A 20,451-nucleotide genomic window follows, 5' to 3' on the forward strand; every position below is an offset into this window, starting at 1 on the left:
CTATGCCGCAGCAATGGCCAGCCGCCGACATCGCCCGAATGATCCTCGATGGCTTTGACGATTACCGCGAGCATTTCCGTCAGATCACCGACGGCGCCCGAGCCCGCTTCGAGCAGGCTCAATGGCAGGAGACGCAAGTCGCGTCGGCGGCGCGAATCAACCTCTATGAAGAAAAGGTCGGCGAAACGGTCGGGCGCTTGCATGTGTCGTTCGAGACCGATGTGCTGATGGACGTCAGCAACTGGCCGTTGGTCAAGAGCGCTTACATCAGCCTGATCGACCTGCGTTTCGACGATGAACTGTCCGAGACTTGGTACAACTCGATTTTCTGCGGGCTGTTCAGCCACGACCTGATCAGCGATGGCTGCATGTTCATCCACACCACGCGGCCGAGCCTGCGCCGCGCCCGGGCCGCGCAAACCCGCACCTACAAGCCGCATGGACAGTTATCGGGCATGCTCACGAGCATCTTTGCCGACTACCGCTTCAGTGAGGATTACGCTGATTTGCCAGGCGACCTGCGTCGCCTCGAAGTGCAATTGCGTGAGAATCTGCCGGACTGGGTCTGCAAGGATCCGGAACTGAGTGTGGAGCTGTTTTCCTCGGTGCTTTACCGCAACAAGGGCGCCTATCTGGTGGGGCGCATTTACACCCAGGACGAACAGTGGCCGCTGGTGATTCCGCTGCTGCACCGCGAAGGTCGGGGCATCCAGATCGATGCGCTGATCACTGACGAGGCGGAGGTGTCGATCATCTTCTCCTTCACCCGTTCGTACTTCATGGTCGATGTGCCGGTGCCGGCGGAATTCATCGGCTTTCTCAAACGCATCCTGCCGGGCAAGCACATCGCCGAGCTATACACCTCGATCGGCTTCTACAAGCATGGCAAGTCCGAGTTTTACCGGGCGCTGATCAATCACCTGGCCAACACCGACGATCAGTTCATCATGGCCCCCGGCGTGCGCGGCATGGTCATGAGCGTGTTTACCCTGCCGGGCTTCAACACCGTTTTCAAGATCATCAAGGACCGCTTCTCTCCGTCGAAAAACGTCGACCGCGCCACGGTGATCGAAAAGTATCGCCTGGTGAAAAGTGTCGACCGGGTCGGGCGCATGGCCGATACCCAAGAGTTCGCCGACTTCCGTTTCCCGTTGAGCAAGTTCGAGCCGGCGTGCCTGGAGGAATTGCTTGAAGTGGCAGCGTCCACGGTGTCACTGGAAGGTGACACGGTGCTGATCCGCCACTGCTGGACCGAACGCCGGATGACACCGTTGAACCTCTATCTGGAACACGCCAACGAGGCACAGGTTCGCGAGGCGCTGGAGGATTACGGTCTGGCGATCAAGCAACTGGCGGCGGCGAACATTTTCCCCGGCGACATGTTGCTGAAAAACTTTGGCGTCACCCGTCACGGTCGTGTGGTGTTTTATGACTACGACGAGATCTGCTTCCTGACCGAAGCCAACTTCCGCCACATCCCGCAACCGCGTACACCGGAAGACGAAATGGCCTCCGAACCGTGGTACTCGATCGGGCCACTGGATGTATTTCCCGAGGAATTTCCACCGTTTCTGTTTGCCGATTCGGGGCAACGACGGTTGTTCGATCAGTTGCATGGGGAGTTGTACAACGCTGATTACTGGAAGAGTTTGCAGGAGGCAATTCGGGCGGGGAAGGTGATTGATGTGTTCCCGTATCGCCGCAAAGGCCTTGATAACGAATAGCCCACAACACCACACCGGACACTGATCATTCCCACGCTCCGCGTGGGAATGCAGCAAGGGACGCTCTGCGTCCCAAGAGCGGACGCGGAGCGTCCGGGGAGGCATTCCCACGCGGAGCGTGGGAACGATCACATGGGAGCGCAAATCTGCGACAATCCGCCCCCTGCGCCACTAGACGACTTTTGCGTACCTGATGACTGACGAATCGCCTTCAATCGACAAACTGCTGAAAAACCTCGATCACGCCATGCTCGCCGACCGCCACCGGCTGCGGCGGCAGTTGCTTGAGCTGCGCAAGAAACCTGACGAGGCCAAACTGGCCCAGTGGGTGACGCGCACGCAGGCGTCCTGTGATCAGGTGTTGGCGCGGCGCGCCAGCCTGCCGGTGATTCGTTACGACGACAGCCTGCCGATCGCCGCCAAGCGCGACGAAATCAAAGAGGCGCTGCTCAAGCATCAGGTGCTGATCATTGCCGGCGAAACCGGGTCGGGTAAAACCACCCAGTTGCCGAAAATCTGCCTGGAAATCGGTCGCGGCCAGCACGGCCTGATCGGCCACACCCAGCCCCGTCGAATCGCCGCGCGCAGCGTGGCGAGCCGGGTTGCTGAAGAATTGGCGACGCCGTTGGGCGCGCTGGTCGGTTATCAGGTGCGGTTCGAGGATCAGAGCGATTCCAACACCCTGATCAAACTGATGACCGACGGCATTCTGCTGGCGGAAACCCAGAACGACCGCTACCTCGAGCGCTACGACACGATCATCGTCGACGAAGCCCACGAACGCAGCCTGAACATCGACTTCCTGCTCGGTTACCTGAAAACCCTGCTGCCGCGTCGTCCGGACCTGAAAGTCATCATCACTTCGGCGACCATCGACCTGGAGCGTTTTTCCAAGCACTTCGACGATGCGCCGATTGTCGAAGTCTCCGGTCGCACCTTCCCGGTAGAAACCTGGTATCGCCCGCTGACCCTGGAGCAGGACGAGGAGGGCAACCGTGTCGAGGATGACCTGACCGTGGATCAGGCGATCCTCGCTACCCTCGACGAAATCGCCGCGTTCGAACGCAGCGAGCGCAAGAGTCCTGGCGACGTGCTGGTGTTCCTGCCCGGCGAGCGCGAGATTCGCGACGCGGCGGACATGCTGCGCAAGGCTCAACTCAAACACACCGAGATTCTGCCGTTGTACGCGCGACTGTCGCCTGCCGAGCAGCAGCGGATTTTCCAGTCGCACCCAGGGCGTCGCGTGGTACTGGCGACCAACGTCGCCGAAACCTCGCTGACGGTGCCGGGCATTCGTTACGTGATCGACAGCGGCACCGCGCGCATCAGCCGTTACAGCTATCGCGCCAAGGTTCAGCGCCTGCCCATCGAAGCGGTTTCCCAGGCCAGTGCCAACCAGCGCAAAGGTCGTTGCGGACGGGTCGAACCGGGCATTTGTATCCGCCTCTACAGCGAAGAAGATTTCATCGGTCGGCCGGAATTCACCGATCCGGAAATCCTGCGTACCAACCTCGCAGCAGTCATTTTGCAGATGCTTCATCTGCGCCTCGGCGAGATCACCGATTTCCCGTTTATCGAGCCGCCGGATGGCAAAGCCATCAGCGACGGTTTCAACCTGCTGCAAGAGCTCTCAGCGGTGGACCGCAACAGTCAGTTGACGCCGCTCGGTCGCCAACTGGCGCGGCTGCCGGTGGACCCGCGCATGGGCCGCATGCTGCTGGAAGCGGCGAAACTTGGCAGCTTGCAGGAAGTGCTGATCGTCGCCAGCGCCATGTCGATTCAGGACCCGCGCGAACGTCCGCCGGAGCGTCAACAAGCGGCCGATCAGGCTCACGCCCAGTGGAAAGACGTGGACTCGGACTTCGCCGGGCTGGTTAATCTGTGGCGTGGTTTTGAAGAGCAGCGCCAGGCCCTGACGGCCAGTCCGCTGCGCAACTGGTGTCGCAAGAACTTCCTCAATTACCTGCGCCTGCGTGAGTGGCGCGACTCCCATCGTCAGTTGAGCCTGATCTGCCGCGACATGCAGTTGAGCCTCAACAAAGAGCCGGCGGATTACCCGAAACTGCACAAAGCCGTGCTCTCCGGATTGCTCAGCCAGATCGGCCAGAAAACCGAAGACGGCGACTACCTCGGTGCCCGTCAGCGGCGCTTCTGGATTCACCCGTCGTCGGGCCTGGGCAAGAAGCGTCCACAATGGCTGATGACCGCCGAACTGGTGGAAACCACCAAGCTCTACGCGCGGATGGTCGCCAAGATCGACGCTGACTGGATCGAGCCGCTGGCCGGGCACCTGATCAAGAAAAATCACTTCGAACCCCACTGGGAGAAGAAGCGTGGTCAGGTCGTGGCCTTCGAGCAAATCACCCTGTTCGGGCTGATCGTGGTCGGTCGCCGACCGGTGCATTACGGGCCGATCGACCCGGTGGTGTCTCGTGAGTTTTTCATTCGCGAAGGCCTGGTGCGCGGCGAGATTCAATCCAAAGCCAAGTGCCTGACGGCCAACCAACAACTGCTGGAACAGCTCGACGAACTGGAAGCCAAGGCGCGCCGCCGCGACATCCTCGCCGACGAAGAAACCTTGTTCGCCTTCTACGATGCGCGACTGCCAGCAGAAATCCACCAGACCGCGACTTTCGACAGCTGGTACCGGATCAACAGTCAGAAAGACCCACAGCTGCTGATCATGCGCGAAGAAGACGTGCTGGCTCGCGAAGCCAGCGAAGTCACCGCCGCGCATTACCCGGACACCCTGCACATTGGCGATCTGGAACTGGCGCTGAGTTATCACTTTGAGCCCAACCATCCGCGCGACGGCGTGACCTTGCGCGTGCCGGCGCCGCTGTTGCCGATGCTGCCGCCGGAACGTCTGGAATGGCTGGTGCCGGGCGTAATCGAGGCCAAGTGCATTGCGTTGGTGCGCAACCTGCCCAAGGCCCTGCGCAAGAATTTCGTGCCGGTGCCGGACTTCGTCAAAGCCGCATTGCAGCGCATCACGTTTGCCGAGGGCTCGTTGCCTTTGGCGCTGGGCCGCGAGTTGCTGCGCATGACCGGCGCGCGGGTCAGCGATGAGGCGTGGGCCGAAGCTTCGCAGCAGGTCGAAAGCCATTTGCGGATGAACCTGGAAATCGTCGACGGTCAGGGCAAGTTCCTCGGTGAAGGCCGTGACTTGGCCGAGCTGACCGCACGCTTTGCCGAGGCCAGCCAGGCTGCATTGGCGGTGCCGCAAACGGCGAAGAGCCAACAACCGGTGGAGCCGAAAGTCTTTGCCGCCGTGGCTGAGAAAACCCAGCAGAAAATCGCCGGGCTATCGATGACGGTGTATCCGGCGCTGGTGGAAGAGGGCGGGACAGTCAAGGAAGGTCGATTCTCGACCCCGGCCGAAGCCGAGTTCCAGCATCGCCGGGCCTTGCAGCGTTTGCTGATGCAGCAACTGGCGGAACCGGCGAAGTTCCTGCGCGGCAAGTTGCCGGGGCTGACCGAGTTGGGCCTGATGTACCGCGACATGGGGCGTGTCGACAGCCTGGTGGAAGATATTCTGCTGGCCAGTCTCGACAGCTGCATCCTCGACGGCGAAGACCCGTTGCCACGCGATGGCGCCGGACTGGCGTCGCTGGCTGAGCGTAAACGCGGTGGCTGGACCGAGCACGCCGAACGGTTGGCCAAGCTGACGCTGGAGATTCTCAAGCTGTGGCATGGCCTGCAAAAACGCTTCAAGGGCAAGATCGACCTGGCGCAAGCGGTGGCCTTGAACGACATCAAGCAGCAGCTCAGCCATCTGGTGTATCCGGGCTTCGTGCGTGAAACGCCGATGCCGTGGCTCAAGGAGCTGCCGCGTTACCTCAAGGCTGTCGAGCAACGCTTCGAAAAACTTGGCGCTCAGGTGCAGAAGGACCGAGTCTGGAGCGGTGAATTGTCCGGCCTCTGGGCTCAATACCAGACCCGCGCCAACAAACACGCCCAGGAAGGCAAGCGCGATCCGCAGCTCGAACTCTATCGCTGGTGGCTGGAGGAATACCGGGTCTCGCTGTTCGCGCAGCAATTGGGGACCAAGGTGCCGATCTCCGACAAGCGCCTGAACAAGCAATGGAGTCAGGTCGAGCCGTAAAACCCGATCTCCTTGATCTCCTGCGGTCTACTGTAGGAGCTGCCGAAGGCTGTGATCTTTTGATCTTTTGGTGTCGCGACAAAGAAAGATCAAAAGATCGCAGCCTTCGGCAGCTCCTACCCGGTACTGCATTACATCGCGTGCTCCAGCAAAAGGCGCCAAAAGCCAACGTTTATGGCAAACTTCGCGCCTATAAACGCCAGCCCCGCGGTTTTGAGCCTTCACGGGCCGGGCGGATCGGAATAAAGCGATGCCAGGTTTGCGTCCGGACCTGGAATAGACCCTTTGTGTGTTGGTACGTCGGTGCCAGCGCTTTCTGCCTGAACGGATTAGAGAAACGACCATGCATAACGTCGTCATCAGCGGCACCGGCCTGTACACCCCGGCCAACAGCATTTCCAATGAAGAGCTGGTGCAGTCTTTCAACGCTTACGTCGCGCTGTTCAACGCCGACAACGCTGAAGCCATCGCGCGCGGCGAAATCCAGGCATTGACCGAATCCAGCGCAGCGTTTATCGAAAAAGCGTCCGGCATCAAAAGCCGCTTTGTCATGGACAAAGACGGCATCCTCGACCCGCAACGCATGGCACCACGCTTGCCCGAGCGCTCGAATGACGAGTGGTCGGTGCTTTGCCAGATGGCTATCGGTGCGGCCGAACAAGCCTTGCAGCGCGCCGGCAAGACCGCCGCTGACATCGACGGTGTGATCGTCGCCTGCTCCAACCTGCAACGCGCCTACCCGGCCATCGCCATCGAAGTCCAGGAAGCGTTGGGTATTCAGGGGTTCGGTTTCGACATGAACGTCGCCTGTTCCTCGGCGACCTTCGGCATCCAGGCTGCGGCCAACAGCGTGCAACTGGGCCAGGCCCGGGCGATCCTGATGGTCAACCCGGAAGTCTGCACCGGTCACCTGAATTTCCGTGACCGCGACAGCCACTTCATCTTCGGCGACGCCGCCACCGCGGTAATCATCGAACGTGCGGATCTCGCGACGTCCAAGTACCAGTTCGACGTGGTCAGCACCAAACTGCTGACCAAGTTCTCCAACAACATCCGCAACAACTTCGGCTTCCTCAACCGCGCCGCGGAAGAGGGCATCGGTGCCCCCGACAAACTGTTCGTCCAGGAAGGCCGCAAGGTGTTCCGCGATGTCTGCCCGATGGTCGCCGAGCTGATCGCCACGCACCTGGAAGAAAACCAGCTCAACGTCAGCGACGTGAAGCGCTTCTGGCTGCACCAGGCCAACCTCAGCATGAACCACCTGATCGTCAAGAAGCTGCTGGGCCGCGAAGCCACCGAAGAAGAAGCGCCGGTGATTCTCGACACCTATGCCAACACCAGTTCGGCCGGTTCGGTGATTTCGTTTCACAAAAATCAGGACGATCTGGTCAGCGGTTCGCTGGCTGTACTCAGCTCGTTCGGCGCTGGCTACTCGATCGGTAGCGTGATTCTGCGTAAACGCTGAAGCTGTCGCGAGGTGGTATTGTCCCAATGCCATTCTCGGTTAAGGCGCGGAACCTGTGGGAGCGGGCTTGCTCGCGAAGGTGGTGTATCAGGCAACATTCATGTCGACCGACACTCCCTCTTCGCGAGCAAGCCCGCTCCCACAATGGTGTCCGACACTGGAATATCGGTGGTTCTGAAACGAGGTTTGCATGGCCGCAGCTGACGACGCTCTACTACTCGAACGCCTGCTGGCGGGCGAGCAGAGGGCTTTCAAGGAACTGGTCAGCACTTACCAGAGCGCCATGCGCGCGGTGGCTTATGCCATCGTCGGCAACCGACACGTCGACGAGGTGGTCCAGGATGCCTGGCTGTCGGTGGTGCGCAATCTCGGCGGGTTTGAGGGGCGTTCGAGCCTCAAGACCTGGCTCCTGACCATCACTGCCAACTCGGCGAAAAGCCGTTATAAGCAAAACCGCCGGGAAGTGTTGCTCGATGACCTGCCGTCGCCTCACGGCACGGTCGATGACGATCGTTTTTCATCGACTGATGGTCATTGGCTGGTGGCGCCGTACGCCTGGCATCAGGACACCCCAGAGGCCCTGTTGACCGAAAACGAGCTGCGCGAATGTCTGGAGCACACGTTGCTCAGCCTGTCGGAACTGCAAAGCAGTGTTTTGCTGTTACGCGAGCGACAAGGGCTTGAATTGGAGGAGATCTGTAATCTTCTGGAGATCTCGCTCTCCAATGTTCGTGTGCTGCTGCATCGGGCACGGTTGAAGGTCTTTGCGACCGTGGAGCATTTTGAGGAAACCGGCGAATGTTGACCTGCAAAGAACAAGTGGCGCGCTCCAGTGATTATCTCGATGGCCAGTTGAGTTTTCGAGAGCGACTGATGGTGCGGCATCATTTGATGTTCTGCCCTAATTGCCGACGGTTCATTCGGCAGATGCGGTTGATGCAGGCCACCCTGAAGGTGATGCCCGAGCCGCCTGTAGCTGACCTGGATGCGCTGGCCGAACGGCTTGCCAATGAACATCTGAAGAACAAATCGTAGTTTTCCCGCCCGTAACACACCCCTTCAGCCGCTCTAACTTGCGGCTTGTAGCTCATCTCTTGCGGCTGCTTTTCTGTTATTTCGATTCGAAGTAAAAAAGTTCCCCTGTCATAAAATCTTTATCTATCAGCAACCCGGCTGAAATACCCCGCCTCCAAGATTCCCTCCCAACACAAGCGGGCCAGACCCGCGTGTTTCCAAGCTACAGACCACCAATTAGGGGAACTCTTCGATGATCCGTAAGCACTTCGCCGGTTTTGCCGCCAGCGCATTGGCCATGGCAGTAACCGCCCAGGCTTTCGCTGGCACCGTCACCACTGACGGCGCCGATATCGTAGTCAAAACCAAGGGCGGCCTCGAAGTCGCCACCACCGATAAAGAATTCAGCTTCAAACTCGGCGGTCGCTTGCAGGCTGACTACAGCCAGTTCGATGGCGTCTACACCAGAAACGGCGATACCGCTGACGCGGCCTACATCCGTCGTGGCTTCCTGGAATTGTCTGGTGTGCTGTACACGGATTGGGCTTACACCATCAACTACGACTTCTCCCACAACAGCGGTGATTCCGACAACGGTTACTTCGACGAAGCGTCGTTGGCCTACAACGGCTTCAAACCGGTCTCGATCAAAGTCGGTCGTTTCGACCCGGACTTCGGCCTGGAAAAAGCCACCAGCTCCAAGTGGGTCACCGCGCCAGAGCGCAACATGGCGTACGACATGGTCGATTGGGCGAACAGCCACCAGAATGGTCTGGGCCTGCAAGCCTCCAGCACCTTCGCTGATTCGTTCTACGCATCCGCTGGCGTGTTCAGCAAAGACACCGACGATACCGATGGCAACAGCGTCAAACAGGTCAACGGCCGCTTTGTATTCGCGCCGATGCATGACGCCGGCAACGTGCTGCACTTCGGTGTGAATGTGGCTTCCCGTGATGTCTCCGACACCGCCTTCGATTCCCGTTATCGCACCCGCATGGGCATGCGCGGCGTTGAAACCCTCGGCGGCAACGATGCTGGCACCAACGGCAACCGTCCGGTGCTGGGCGGCAGTTCCACTTCGGCTGCCGGCTCCTATGACCGTGACGATGCTTACGGCCTGGAAGCCGCATTCGCCATGGGCCCGGCCTCGATCCAGGGTGAGTACGTCGCCCGCAAGACCAAGGCCGATGCCAGCAACCTTGAAGACATCAAGGGTCACGGTTTCTACGTTCAGGGTGCCTACACCCTCACCGGCGAAGCCCGTGGCTATAAAGTCGGCAAGTTCGACGCGATCAAGCCAGCCAACAAGTCCATCGGCGCCTGGGAGCTGTTCTATCGTTACGACAGCCTGACCGTCGAAGACGACAACATCACCACCGCCAGCCTGACCCGCGATGTCGGCGATGCCGAAGCCCAAGTGCACACCCTGGGCGTCAACTGGTACGCCAACGAAGCGGTGAAAATCACTGGCGCCTACCTCAAGGCCAAGACTGACAACGTGACCAATGCCACGGCTGCCAGCGGTACTACCCCGGCACGTCGTACCGGTGATGACAGCGGTGACGGCTTCGTGGTCCGCGCTCAATACGTGTTCTAAATCGCAGTAAGCGCTGTACGAGCTCTTTCTTCATCCGTTAAAGCTCCTCTCGTTTAACCCCGCTTCGGCGGGGTTTTTTTTGTTTCGGGTTAGCCAATCAGATAAGCGATACTCGTCCCATCTGTAGAAAATGATGGTTGGGATGCTAATGCCGCTGCAACGTCTGGAACGTCTGTCCGAAATCGCGCCGCACACCTGGGACGCGCTGGTACCGGAAACTCAGCCGTTTCTGCGCCATGCTTTTCTGAGTTCGCTGGAAGACAGCGGCAGCCTCGGCCCGCATTCCGGCTGGCAGCCCGAGCATTTGCTGCATGTTGAAGGCGATCGCCTGATCGCCGCGCTGCCCAGTTACCGCAAATGGCATTCCTACGGCGAGTACGTGTTCGACCATGCCTGGGCCGAAGCCTGTGAGCGTGCCGGCATCGACTACTACCCCAAGCTGTTGACGGCGGTGCCGTTCAGCCCGGTCAGCGGGCCGCGATTGCTGGCGGCGACGATCGAGGACGGTTTCGAACTCCTGCAGAGCCTGCCGGGTTATCTGGAGATCGAAGGACTCTCCAGCGCCCATATCAACTTCACCGATCCATTCACCGACGCGGCATTGGCCGGACAGCCAGGCTGGTTGCAGCGTATTGGCTGTCAGTACCATTGGCAGAATCGCGGTTATCGGGATTTTCAGGACTTCCTCGACGCCCTCAGTTCGCGCAAGCGCAAGCAAATGCGCAAGGAGCGTGAGCAAGTGGCGGGGCAGGGCATCGACTTCGAATGGCTGGAAGGGCGACAACTGGATCAGGCGCAGTGGGACTTTGTGTATGCCTGCTACGCCAATACCTACGCGGTGCGTCGGCAAGCGCCGTACCTGACGCGGGAATTTTTCAGTCTGTTGGCCGAGCGCATGCCGGAGTCGATCCGTGTGGTGCTGGCCAAACAAGGCTCACGACCGGTGGCCATGGCCTTCAGTCTGGTCGGTGGCGACAGTTTTTATGGTCGTTACTGGGGCTGCCTGGCGGAGTTCGATCGCCTGCATTTCGAGACCTGCTTCTATCAAGGCATGGATTACGCGATTGCCAATGGTTTTCAGCGTTTTGACGCTGGCGCTCAGGGCGAGCACAAGTTGATTCGTGGCTTTGAGCCGGTGATCACCCATTCCTGGCATTACCTGCGCCACCCGGGTTTGAAGTCGGCGGTGAAAGACTTCCTTGAGCGTGAGCGGGTCGGAGTCATGGGGTATGCAGAAGAAGCGAAGACAGCCTTGCCCTACCGACAAGGCTGATCTTCACCGGTTAATTCGCGCCGGTTAACTGTCTTCTTTACCCAACCAGCGATACATCACACCGCCAATGACCGCACCCAGGATCGGCGCCAGCCAGAACAGCCACAGTTGTTGAATCGCCCAACCGCCGACAATCAGCGCCGGGCCCGTACTGCGGGCTGGGTTGACCGAAGTGTTGGTGACCGGAATCGAAATCAGGTGGATCAGGGTCAGCGCCAGGCCGATGGCGATGGGCGCCAGCCCGGCCGGGGCGCGTTTGTCGGTGGCGCCGAGAATGATCAGGATGAACATGGCGGTCATCACCAGTTCACTGACAAACCCCGCTGCCATCGAATAGCCGCCGGGCGAATGTTCGCCATAGCCATTGGATGCAAGGCCGCTGGCCAGTTCGAAGCCGGGTTTGCCGCTGGCGATGAAGTACAGCAGCGCCGCTGCGATGATCCCGCCAATTACCTGAGCGATGATGTAGGCGGGCAATTCTTTGGCAGGGAATCGTCCGCCGACCACCAGCCCGACCGAAACCGCGGGGTTGAGATGGCAGCCCGAAATGTGGCCGATGGCGAAGGCCATCGTCAGCACCGTCAAACCGAATGCAAAGGACACCCCCAGCAAACCGATCCCCACGTCTGGAAACGCCGCCGCCAGGACCGCACTGCCGCACCCCCCTAACACCAACCAGAACGTTCCCACCAATTCTGTAGCCGAGCGTTTGAACAAAGACATAGCGAATTTCCCTGTCGAGATAACACTGTCGTTGTGCATCCAGCAGATGGACTACAGAACCATCTCCAGAACCTTGCCTGAGTACAGCAGGGTTTTAATGAAATTCCAGTGACCATGAAAAACCGCCAGAGCCCGTGTTCAAAGGGTTGTGGCGGTTCGCCGATCTAATGTGGGAGCGGGCTTGCTCGCGAAGGCGGTCTGTCATCCAACATTGATGTTGAATGTAATGGCCCTTTCGCGAGCAAGCCCGCTCCCACATTGAATGGTGGTGTCAGGTGATCAGTAGAGACTATCGCGCACTCTCACCGGTGCTTCCCGGTCATACGCCTCGGCATCGAACTGCCCATCGTTCAGGCGCTTGTGAAACGCCCCGGCGGTCGGCAGCGCAGAGCGTTCGAGGTGTTTCTGCGGGTTCCACAAATCTGAACGCACTATCGCTTTCGAGCAGTGGAAATACGCCGCTTGCACCGTCACCAGCATCACCGTGCGTGCTGGTTTGCCGTTGACTGCAAAACTCTCCAGCAACCCGGGCTCGGCGCTGATCTGCGCCGTGCCATTGACCCGCAATGTCTCGCCAATCCCGGGAATGATGAACAGCAGCGATACCCGCGAGTCGAGCACGACATTGCGCAGCGTGTCGATGCGGTTGTTGCCCGGTCGATCCGGAATCGCCAGCGTGCGTTCATCGACGATCCGCACGAAACCCGGCGTATCGCCACGCGGCGAGCCGTCCATGCCGTCGGGGCCGACCGAGCTGATAATCACCAGTGGCGAGGCGCGGACCATCGCCTGATAGTCCTCGTTCAGAAACGGGATCTGCTTGCGCACGGCGCGGTCATGGGGCAGGCCGTAGATCGCTTCCAGCGCTTCGATTGAATTCAACATCGTTCATCCCTCTACGAATCAGAAAACCAACCCCATGCGCCGCTCATAACCGATCCGGCCTTTGTACGCTTCGCCGCTGTCGACAAAGCCATATTTGGCATACAGCGCGATGGCCGACTCATTGTCCGCATCCACCGACAACTCCAGCCCTTTGATTTCCGGCCAGGCCTGGCGCGCAACCTCGGGCAGGGCTTGCAGGCAGGCTTTGCCATAGCCTTTGCCCTGTGCGCGGCGATCGACTTGCAGGGCGTGCAGGGTGGCGCTGTGTTCATCGGCCCAGGCCGGCAGCACCGGCGGGCGCTTGAGCAGCAGGAAGGCCACCGGAACATCCTCCACCAGTAGCGCAAAGCCTTTGACGCCAGGGCCAGGCTTGGACAGCAAGGTATGCAACGCACCATGAATGTCGCCGGAGAATTTGATTTGTTCGGCGTGGATTTCGATCGCCTCGACCTGTTGGCGCTGCAGGGCGTTCAGGCTTTCGTAAGGCACGAGTCGGGCAGTCACTGGAGTGTCCTTTTTCCAACGGAAATGAGCTTCGGATTCTAGCGAGTTTGCGTTCGTCGCCTATTTTTATTTCGTCTGTCGATTTGATTGATCGCCAGACGACTAAGGGTGTCTTCACACTAAAACTCACGGAGAACCATCATGAATGCTCAAACACAAATCCATAACCTGATCGAGAACTACCGCCAGGCGGTCATCGCCAAGGACGTGGAAAAGGTCATGGCTCTGTACGCCGATGACATTGTCTCCTTCGACGCGGTCAAAGCCCTGCAATTCAAGGGCAAGGCGGCCTATCGCGCGCATTGGCAGGAATGCCTGGAGATGTGCCCTGGCCCGCATATTTTCGAGTTCCATGAAATCACCATCGAACCGTCCCAGGAGATAGCTTTCGCCCATTGGCTGGCGCATTGCGGCGGCACCAATGAAAAGGGTGAAACCCAGGCCTGCTGGATGCGCGTCACCGCGTGCTACCGCCAGGAAGCGGGGCTATGGCAGATCGTTCACGAACACTGGTCGGCACCGTTCGACATGACCAGCGGCGCGACCCTGTTTGACCTGCAACCCTGATCGTCGGGTTGTTTATCAGGAAGCAGCGCCAAAGCGCCGATCTGCAGCCATAGTTGATTCGTTCGATTAGGGCAGAGCCTCAGAAATGGAGAGTTCCCATGAAGTATTTATGCCTGGTCTACAGCAACGAGCACGAGTTGCACTCGCTGCCCGAAAGCCCCCACGACGCCGAGTGCATGGCCTACAGCGAGTCGATCCAGGGCAGCGGCCGGATGATCGCCGCCGAAGCGCTGGAGTCGGTGCAGACCGCGACCACCGTGCGCATGCGCAACGGCAAAATGTCGGTCACCGATGGCCCGTTCGCTGAAACCAAGGAGCAATTGGCCGGCTTCTACCTGATCGATGCCAAGGATCTCAATGAAGCCATCCAGGTCGCCGGCAATATCCCGGCGGCTCGGGTCGGCTGTGTCGAGGTACGCCCTGTGCGCCAGTTGAATCCCTGAGTGATGACGGGCGCAGCGGTCAAGGCGCGAGTCGAGCAGGTCTACCGCGAAGACTCGCGGCGGATTCTGGCGACCCTGATCCGTCTGCTCGGCGATTTTGACCTCGCCGAAGAAGCGCTGCACGAGGCGTTCTTCGTCGCGGTCGAGCGCTGGCAGCGCGACGGTGTGCCGGACAATCCGCGCACCTGGCTGGTGTCCACCGGGCGCTTCAAGGCCATCGATGTATTGCGTCGGCGCGCGCGTTTTAACGCGTCCCGGCCGATGTTGATCGCTCAACTGGAAGAGCTGGAGCAGGCTGACTGGAGTGATGAAGATGTGGAAGACGATCGCCTGCGCCTGATTTTTACCTGTTGCCACCCGGCACTGGCGGCGGACGCCCAAGTGCCATTGACCCTGCGCGAAGTCTGCGACCTGACCACTGAAGAAATCGCCCGGGCCTTTCTCTCGGCACCGGCCACCATCGCCCAGCGCATCGTGCGAGCCAAGGCGAAGATTCGTGATGCGAAAATCCCTTACCAAGTGCCCACCCTGACGGAACTGCCCGAGCGTCTCGACAGCGTTCTGCGGGTGATTTACCTGGTGTTCAACGAAGGCTACTCGGCGTCTGTCGGCAACGAATTGACCCGCGAATACCTGACGCGTGAAGCGATTCGTCTCGGTCGAATATTGATGGAATTGCTACCCGAACCGGAGGTGATGGGGCTGCTGGCGCTGATGCTGTTGCATGAATCCCGGCGCCCGGCCAGGACTTCACCGAACGGCGAGTTGATTGTGCTGGACGAGCAGAATCGCTCGTTGTGGGACGCCGAACTGATTGCCGAAGGCTGTGCACTGGTTGAGCGGGCGCTGACGACGCGGCGTTTCGGGCCTTATTGCCTGCAAGCGGCAATTGCCGCAGTGCATGCCGAAGCGCCCACGGCGGGGGAGACGGATTGGCCGCAGATTGTCGGCCTGTATGACGTGCTGCTGCGGGCCGTGCCATCGCCGGTGATCGAACTCAACCGCGCGGCGGCGCTGGCCAAACGCGATGGTCCGTTGGCCGGGCTGACGTTGATCGAAGGGATTCTGGCGCGGGGCGAGTTGCAGGACTACCACCTGGCGCACTCGGCGCGGGCGGAGTTTTACCGGCAGTTGGGAAGGGTGGAAGAGGCGCGGGCGGCGTATGAGCGGGCGCTGGAATTGACGCAGCAAATGCCGGAGCGACGGTTTATTGAGGGACGGCTCAAGGCGTTGGAATGATTTGATTTCACTGGCCTCATCGCGGGCAAGCCCGCTCCCACAGGATTGAGTCGATCACACCTTTGCGATTCGACTCAGTCCTGTGGGAGCGAGGCTTGCCCGCGATAAGGGCCGCAGGACCTTCACTCCAGCATCTTGCTCAATAACCAACTCCCCGCCGGCCCCGGCGGATGCAGGCGCGACCACAGCGCATCGACGCACACCGGTTTCGGCCAGCCGCGCACATTCAGTTCCACCAACGAACCGGCCCCAAACCGGCCTACTAGCCAGCGGGGCAGCGGTGCCCAGCCGAAACCGCCCTGGGCCATTTCCAGCAGCATCAGGTAACTCGGTGCCGACCAGACGCGCCCCTTCGCCCGGCTTTCATACGGATTGACGATTGTCGCCAGACGCAGCTCGCGGTGCTGTTGCAGCACGTCCTGATCGATTCCCTTCAGCTTCGCCAACGGGTGAGCGTGGGACACGAACAGGGCGATTTCCGTGCGCTCGTCCACCGTCGAACTGACCAGGTCGGGTGGGTAGCTGTCTTGCATCTCAGCGAAGGCGACATGCGCTCGGCCGCGTTGTACCAGCGCCACCAGGTCATCGCATTCGGCGATCAGGCATTCAAGTTCCAGATCTGGATAACGCTGCTCGAAAGCACTGAGCGCCGCTTCGAAACGGTCGGACTGATAAGTGTCGGAAATCGCCACGGTCAGCTTCGGCTCGACGCCTTGAGACAGTTGGCTGGCGGTCATTTCCAGACGGCTGGTGGCGGCCAGAATCTCCTCGGCCCGCTGCAGCATGACGTGCCCGGCCGGAGTCAGGCTCGGCTTGCGACTGCTGCGGTCGAAGAGGGCAAGATTCAGATCGATTTCCAGGCTGGCCACGGCGGCGCTGATGGTCGACTGACTGCGACCGAGTTTGCGCGCCGCGGCGGAAAACGAGCCTTGAGTCGCCGCCTGGACAAACGCCAGCAACACTTCGTGGGAAGCCATGGACTATCGCCTTGATCGATGGTTATTGGTTATGAAGTATCGGCATGATGACAGATCATGGCAACCACAGTCACTCAGGGAGTCTGGCCATGAGCGCCAACAAATCCATTTCTGAACGAATTTTCCAGGCCATCGGTTTCGAACTGCTGGCGATATTGATCTGTACCCCGCTGCTGGCCTGGATCATGGACAAACCCATGCTGGAAATGGGCGCGGTAACCATGGCCATTGCAGCCCTTGCCCTGGCCTGGAACGTGGTCTTCAACGGCCTGTTCGACCGGTTGCTCAAGCGCTTTGCCATTGTGCGTAACGCGTGGGTCCGCGTGGTGCATGCGCTGTTGTTCGAGGGCGGTCTGGTCGCGTTCGGCGTGCCGTTGATTGCCTGGTGGTTGCAGGTCAGCCTGTGGCAGGCGTTCTTGCTGGACATCGGCGTACTGCTGTTTTTCCTGCCGTACACCTACGTATACCACTGGGGTTACGACGTGGTGCGTGAGCGGTGGGTGATGGCTCGCGCAGTTCGCTAATGAGAGGGCTCCCTCGCCACAGGTTTGGCCTTACAGAAACATCCCGCCTGAAGCCTCGATGCGCTGCCCGTTGATCCACTGGCCACCCGGAGCCAGCAGCAGCGCAATCGCGGCCCCGATATCATCCGGCTTACCCACGCGCCCCAGCGCTGTATTGCCAGCGATGAAGCTGTTCACGTCATTGTTATCGCGCACCGTCCCACCGCCGAAATCGGTTTCGATGGCACCCGGCGCCAACGTATTCACGGCGATGTTGCGCGCACCGAGTTCCTTGGCCTGGTAACGCGTCAGCACTTCCATCGCGCCCTTCATCGCCGCGTAGGCGCCGTAACCCGGCAAGCTGAAACGGGTCAGACCGCTGGAAATATTGACGATGCGCCCACCGTCAGCCATCAACGGCAGCAGGCTTTGAGTGAGGAAAAACGGTCCCTTCAAATGGATGCTCATCAACAGATCGAATTGCGCCACCGTGGTGTCGATAAAGTTCGCGTGCACGCCGATACCGGCGTTGTTGATCAGAAAGTCGAAACGCTGGCGATCGAAGTTCTGGCGCAACATCTCCCCCACCTGAGTGCTGAAGTCGGCGAAGCGTTCGCTCTGGCCGACGTCGAGTTGCAGCATGACGGTGCGCCCTCCCAGGTTTTCAATCTCCGCGACCAGTGCCTGCGCGTCCTCGGCCTGGCTGTTGTAGGTACCGATGATGTCGATGCCTTGGGTTGCCAGGTGCAGGGCAGCGCTTTTGCCAAGGCCGCGGCTGGCGCCGGTGATCAGTGCGATTTTACGGTTCATGGGACTTCCTCAAGAGCGGTGAGTGATGATGTGGAGGAAGTTTATTTATCCGCCATAGGGTGATAAATAGGCTGGAATCGGAATCACTGGTCGGTTAATCCGAACAATAGAAGGTCGACCCATGAACAAACTGGAACTGCTGCGCACCTTCGTCCGTGTCAGCGAAATGTCGAGTTTTACCCTCGCGGGTGAAAGTCTGGGGCTGCCCAGGTCTACGGTGTCCGAGCACGTCCAGGCCCTGGAAATGCTGCTGGGCACACGTCTGCTGCAACGCACCACGCGCAAGGTTCAGGCAACCCAGGACGGCGTAGTGCTATACGAACGCAGCAAGGATTTGCTTTCGCACATGGACGAAATCGAAGGGCTGTTTCGCCAGGACGCAGCTTCACTCATCGGGCGGATTCGCATCGACATGCCAAACATTCTGGCACGCCGGGTGGTAATGCCACGTCTGCCGGAATTCATGGCAAAACACCCCAATCTGGAACTGGAGATCAGCAGCACCGATCGCCGGGTCGATTTGCTCAGCGAAGGGTTTGATTGTGTGGTGCGGGTCGGCACGCAACCGGATCAATCGGTGGTCGCTCGCCACCTCTGCGACTTTGCGATGGCCAACTGCGCCAGTCCCGCATATTTGCAGCGCTATGGCATACCCGTAACGCTCGAGGATTTGGCGCAGCATCGGCTGGTCCATTACGTCGGCGTACTGGGTGCGCGGTCGGAAGGTTTTCTGTACGAGGAGGAGGGCAAGCTGCATCGAGTGTCGATGGCCGGCAGCGTGACGGTGAACAACACCGATGCTTATGAATCGGCGTGTCTGGGTGGTTTCGGTTTGATTCAGGCGCCGATGATAGGCATGAAACCGTACCTGCTCAGTGGTGAGCTGGTCGCGGTATTACCGCAGCTCAGCGCTCCGGCTCTGGAAGTCTCGCTGCTCTATGCCCGGCAACGGCATTTACCGTTACGGGTCAGGGCGTTCATGGAGTGGCTGGGGCAAATCATCCTGTCCAACACATGACCTATGGGAGCCTGCCAGTGGTGTCGGCGTCGAAGTTGCCGACCTTGTTCTTCCGAACGCCACCGCGCCGCTCGAAAGCAACACCCCCAGAAAGTTGAAGACCCAGACCAGGCCACGGCGAAATTCGGCGGCGTCCATCCGATATTGGGGTTTCACAATACCTGTGGCGAGGGGGCTTGTCGGAACGCCGCACCGCCCCGTTCGGCTGCGAAGCAGTCGTAAACCAGAGAATGCGGTCTGACTGACGAAACCGGATAGGGGCCGCTGCGCAGCCCAACGGGGGCAAGCCCCCTCGCCACAATGTATCAGTGGGGCCGAAGGATTCAATAATCCTGGCGCTTGCGAAACGCCCAGCGTCCGGCAATCAGGGTAAATGTCGCGACCAGCGCCACTAGAATCCAGAACCCCTCTGGATCGCCGGAAAGCGGCACGCCGCCGACGTTCATGCCGAAGAAACCGGCAATGATGTTGATCGGCAGCGCCAGCACCGTGACCACGGTCAGCGTGAACAGCGTGCGGTTGCTCTGTTCGTTGAGGTTGGCGGCGATTTCTTCCTGCAACAGCTTGATCCGTTCACCGAGGGCCGTGAGGTCGTTGATGATTAGCGCAAACTCCTCGGTGGACTTGCGCAGCTCCTTGACGTCCTCCTTCTGCAACCATTGCGGCGGGCGATTGAGCAGGCGCAGCAACGAGCCCGGCTCCAGCGCCAGCAACCGTTGCAGGCGCACCAGCACGCGGCGATTGGCGCCCAGCTCAGCGCGGTTGTTCGAGAGCCGCGAAGACAGCAACTCATCTTCGATCTGATCGACACTGAGGCTGGTCTTGCGCACGATCTGCGTCAGCACTTCACCCTGATCGCGCAGCAAATGCACCAGCAGCTCCAGCGGCGAGCGAAAACATTCACCGGCCTTCACCGAAGAACGCAACTTGTCCACCGAGTGCAGCGGTTGCAGGCGCGCGCTGATGATCAGCCGACTGCGGGCACAGACCCACAGCGTCGAGACATCCGAAGAGACCATGCTGCTGAGGTTGAACACCACGTCGTTGACCACCGCCAGCAACGCCGAATCGACATGCTCGATGCGCGTCGAGCGAGAACCTTCATGCAACGCTTCGAAAAATTCATCGGGCAAGGCCAGATGGCTTTTCATCCAGCGCTCGCACGCCGCATGGGCCAGGTTCAGGTGCAGCCAGAGGAATTCGTCGCTGTCCTCAGGTTGTTGCAGGCAGTGCAGCGCCTTGGCCGAATCAATCTCTCGGCCACGCTCGCCGGGGCGAAAACTGAAGCCGTAAAGCAGGCCGAACAGGTCGGAATCACGATGGCGCTGGTCGATGCTGTGGTTCATGAGGTCTCGCTGGAGGAGGCGCCTGTCGCGGGTTTCACAGGTTCACTTGAGCCCCATCATCGCAACGTAGTTTGAAGGTTTTGTGACAGTTGAATGGCGCCGGAAATCCGCCTCCTACCGGTGGTCGGAAGGGCTCAAGAAAGGCTCTGGCCCGCCGATGTGGGTGATGTTGATCTTCCGATTCTGGTGGTGAACCAGTGTCGCTGACAGGGATGTCTGGACATCTTGCACCCCACTTGGGCGTGCCTTATCCCTGTC

18 protein-coding genes and 1 pseudogene are annotated in these 20,451 nt (G+C 59.8%); 12 read left to right on the forward strand and 7 right to left on the reverse strand.

Translation table 11 applies throughout. The features are described 5' to 3' along the window. Positions 1-2 precede the first annotated feature (2 nt). The 7 genes from aceK to TU81_RS06340 all read left to right on the forward strand — a co-directional run bounded on the left by aceK (position 3) and on the right by TU81_RS06340 (position 11,178). The gene (gene aceK / locus TU81_RS06310) at positions 3-1,724 is read left to right on the forward strand and encodes a bifunctional isocitrate dehydrogenase kinase/phosphatase (RefSeq protein WP_038979378.1); all 1,722 of its coding nucleotides are present in this window, start codon (positions 3-5) and stop codon (positions 1,722-1,724) included. A gap of 193 nt (positions 1,725-1,917) precedes the next feature. After that, positions 1,918-5,829 carry an ATP-dependent RNA helicase HrpA gene (gene hrpA / locus TU81_RS06315; RefSeq protein WP_048394096.1) on the forward strand — a complete coding sequence of 1,304 codons (3,912 nt, stop codon included), beginning with the start codon at positions 1,918-1,920 and terminating at the stop codon, positions 5,827-5,829. 343 nt (positions 5,830-6,172) lie between these two features. After that, complete coding sequence (locus TU81_RS06320) at positions 6,173-7,294, forward strand: beta-ketoacyl-ACP synthase III (protein ID WP_008009866.1); 1,122 nt, start codon at positions 6,173-6,175, stop codon at positions 7,292-7,294. Positions 7,295-7,484: 190 nt separating this feature from the next. Continuing rightward, entirely contained in the window at positions 7,485-8,099 is a 615-nt protein-coding gene (locus tag TU81_RS06325) for an RNA polymerase sigma factor (RefSeq protein WP_048394099.1), read from the forward strand. Next, positions 8,093-8,329: an anti-sigma factor family protein gene (locus TU81_RS06330; protein ID WP_038979381.1), complete on the forward strand. Its 237-nt coding sequence runs from the start codon at positions 8,093-8,095 to the stop codon at positions 8,327-8,329. The genes TU81_RS06325 and TU81_RS06330 overlap by 7 nt, the downstream gene beginning before the upstream one ends. Before the next feature lie 232 nt (positions 8,330-8,561). Further along, positions 8,562-9,905, forward strand: coding sequence for an OprO/OprP family phosphate-selective porin (locus tag TU81_RS06335; RefSeq protein ID WP_038979382.1), 1,344 nt, complete (start codon positions 8,562-8,564; stop codon positions 9,903-9,905). A 148-nt stretch (positions 9,906-10,053) separates the two neighbouring features. Then, positions 10,054-11,178, forward strand: coding sequence for a GNAT family N-acetyltransferase (locus TU81_RS06340; protein WP_038980227.1), 1,125 nt, complete (start codon positions 10,054-10,056; stop codon positions 11,176-11,178). Between the two features lie 24 nt (positions 11,179-11,202). Here the strand turns inward: TU81_RS06340 and aqpZ are convergent, their stop codons facing one another. From aqpZ to TU81_RS06355, 3 genes are all read right to left on the reverse strand, one after another. Further along, positions 11,203-11,901 (reverse strand): aquaporin Z, encoded by a 699-nt coding sequence (gene aqpZ, locus TU81_RS06345; protein WP_048394101.1) that lies wholly within the window; start codon positions 11,899-11,901, stop codon positions 11,203-11,205. A gap of 279 nt (positions 11,902-12,180) precedes the next feature. Continuing rightward, entirely contained in the window at positions 12,181-12,786 is a 606-nt protein-coding gene (locus TU81_RS06350; protein WP_038979384.1) for a pyridoxamine 5'-phosphate oxidase family protein, read from the reverse strand. An 18-nt stretch (positions 12,787-12,804) separates the two neighbouring features. After that, positions 12,805-13,290: a GNAT family N-acetyltransferase gene (locus TU81_RS06355; RefSeq protein ID WP_038979385.1), complete on the reverse strand. Its 486-nt coding sequence runs from the start codon at positions 13,288-13,290 to the stop codon at positions 12,805-12,807. Positions 13,291-13,431: 141 nt separating this feature from the next. Between TU81_RS06355 and TU81_RS06360 the strand changes: the two genes are divergently transcribed. The 3 genes from TU81_RS06360 (at position 13,432) to TU81_RS06370 (ending at position 15,539) form a co-directional block, all read left to right on the forward strand. Then, positions 13,432-13,857: a YybH family protein gene (locus TU81_RS06360; RefSeq protein WP_038979386.1), complete on the forward strand. Its 426-nt coding sequence runs from the start codon at positions 13,432-13,434 to the stop codon at positions 13,855-13,857. 98 nt (positions 13,858-13,955) lie between these two features. Then, positions 13,956-14,300 carry a YciI family protein gene (locus tag TU81_RS06365; RefSeq protein WP_048394103.1) on the forward strand — a complete coding sequence of 115 codons (345 nt, stop codon included), beginning with the start codon at positions 13,956-13,958 and terminating at the stop codon, positions 14,298-14,300. A 3-nt stretch (positions 14,301-14,303) separates the two neighbouring features. Further along, a complete protein-coding gene (locus TU81_RS06370) occupies positions 14,304-15,539 on the forward strand; it encodes an RNA polymerase sigma factor (RefSeq protein ID WP_048394491.1) in 1,236 nt (411 codons plus the stop codon). Positions 15,540-15,661: 122 nt separating this feature from the next. Here TU81_RS06370 and TU81_RS06375 read toward each other — a convergent pair whose 3' ends face one another. Continuing rightward, positions 15,662-16,516 (reverse strand): LysR family transcriptional regulator, encoded by an 855-nt coding sequence (locus TU81_RS06375; protein WP_038979389.1) that lies wholly within the window; start codon positions 16,514-16,516, stop codon positions 15,662-15,664. Positions 16,517-16,605: 89 nt separating this feature from the next. Between TU81_RS06375 and TU81_RS06380 the strand changes: the two genes are divergently transcribed. Next, a complete protein-coding gene (locus TU81_RS06380) occupies positions 16,606-17,040 on the forward strand; it encodes a multidrug/biocide efflux PACE transporter (protein ID WP_048394105.1) in 435 nt (144 codons plus the stop codon). 30 nt (positions 17,041-17,070) lie between these two features. Here TU81_RS06380 and TU81_RS06385 read toward each other — a convergent pair whose 3' ends face one another. Beyond that, positions 17,071-17,829 (reverse strand): SDR family NAD(P)-dependent oxidoreductase, encoded by a 759-nt coding sequence (locus TU81_RS06385; protein ID WP_048394107.1) that lies wholly within the window; start codon positions 17,827-17,829, stop codon positions 17,071-17,073. Positions 17,830-17,950: 121 nt separating this feature from the next. Here TU81_RS06385 and TU81_RS06390 point away from each other — a divergent pair, with 121 nt between their 5' ends. After that, complete coding sequence (locus TU81_RS06390) at positions 17,951-18,847, forward strand: LysR family transcriptional regulator (protein WP_038979392.1); 897 nt, start codon at positions 17,951-17,953, stop codon at positions 18,845-18,847. A 51-nt stretch (positions 18,848-18,898) separates the two neighbouring features. Here the strand turns inward: TU81_RS06390 and TU81_RS31095 are convergent. Both TU81_RS31095 and TU81_RS06395 read right to left on the reverse strand, forming a co-directional pair. Beyond that, a pseudogene (locus TU81_RS31095) lies at positions 18,899-18,978 on the reverse strand (hypothetical protein); the annotation flags it as partial. A gap of 192 nt (positions 18,979-19,170) precedes the next feature. Further along, positions 19,171-20,193 (reverse strand): transporter, encoded by a 1,023-nt coding sequence (locus tag TU81_RS06395; protein WP_048394112.1) that lies wholly within the window; start codon positions 20,191-20,193, stop codon positions 19,171-19,173. Positions 20,194-20,451 lie beyond the last annotated feature (258 nt).

The sequence above is a fragment of the Pseudomonas lini genome, assembly GCF_001042905.1.
Classification (GTDB): domain Bacteria; phylum Pseudomonadota; class Gammaproteobacteria; order Pseudomonadales; family Pseudomonadaceae; genus Aquipseudomonas; species Aquipseudomonas lini.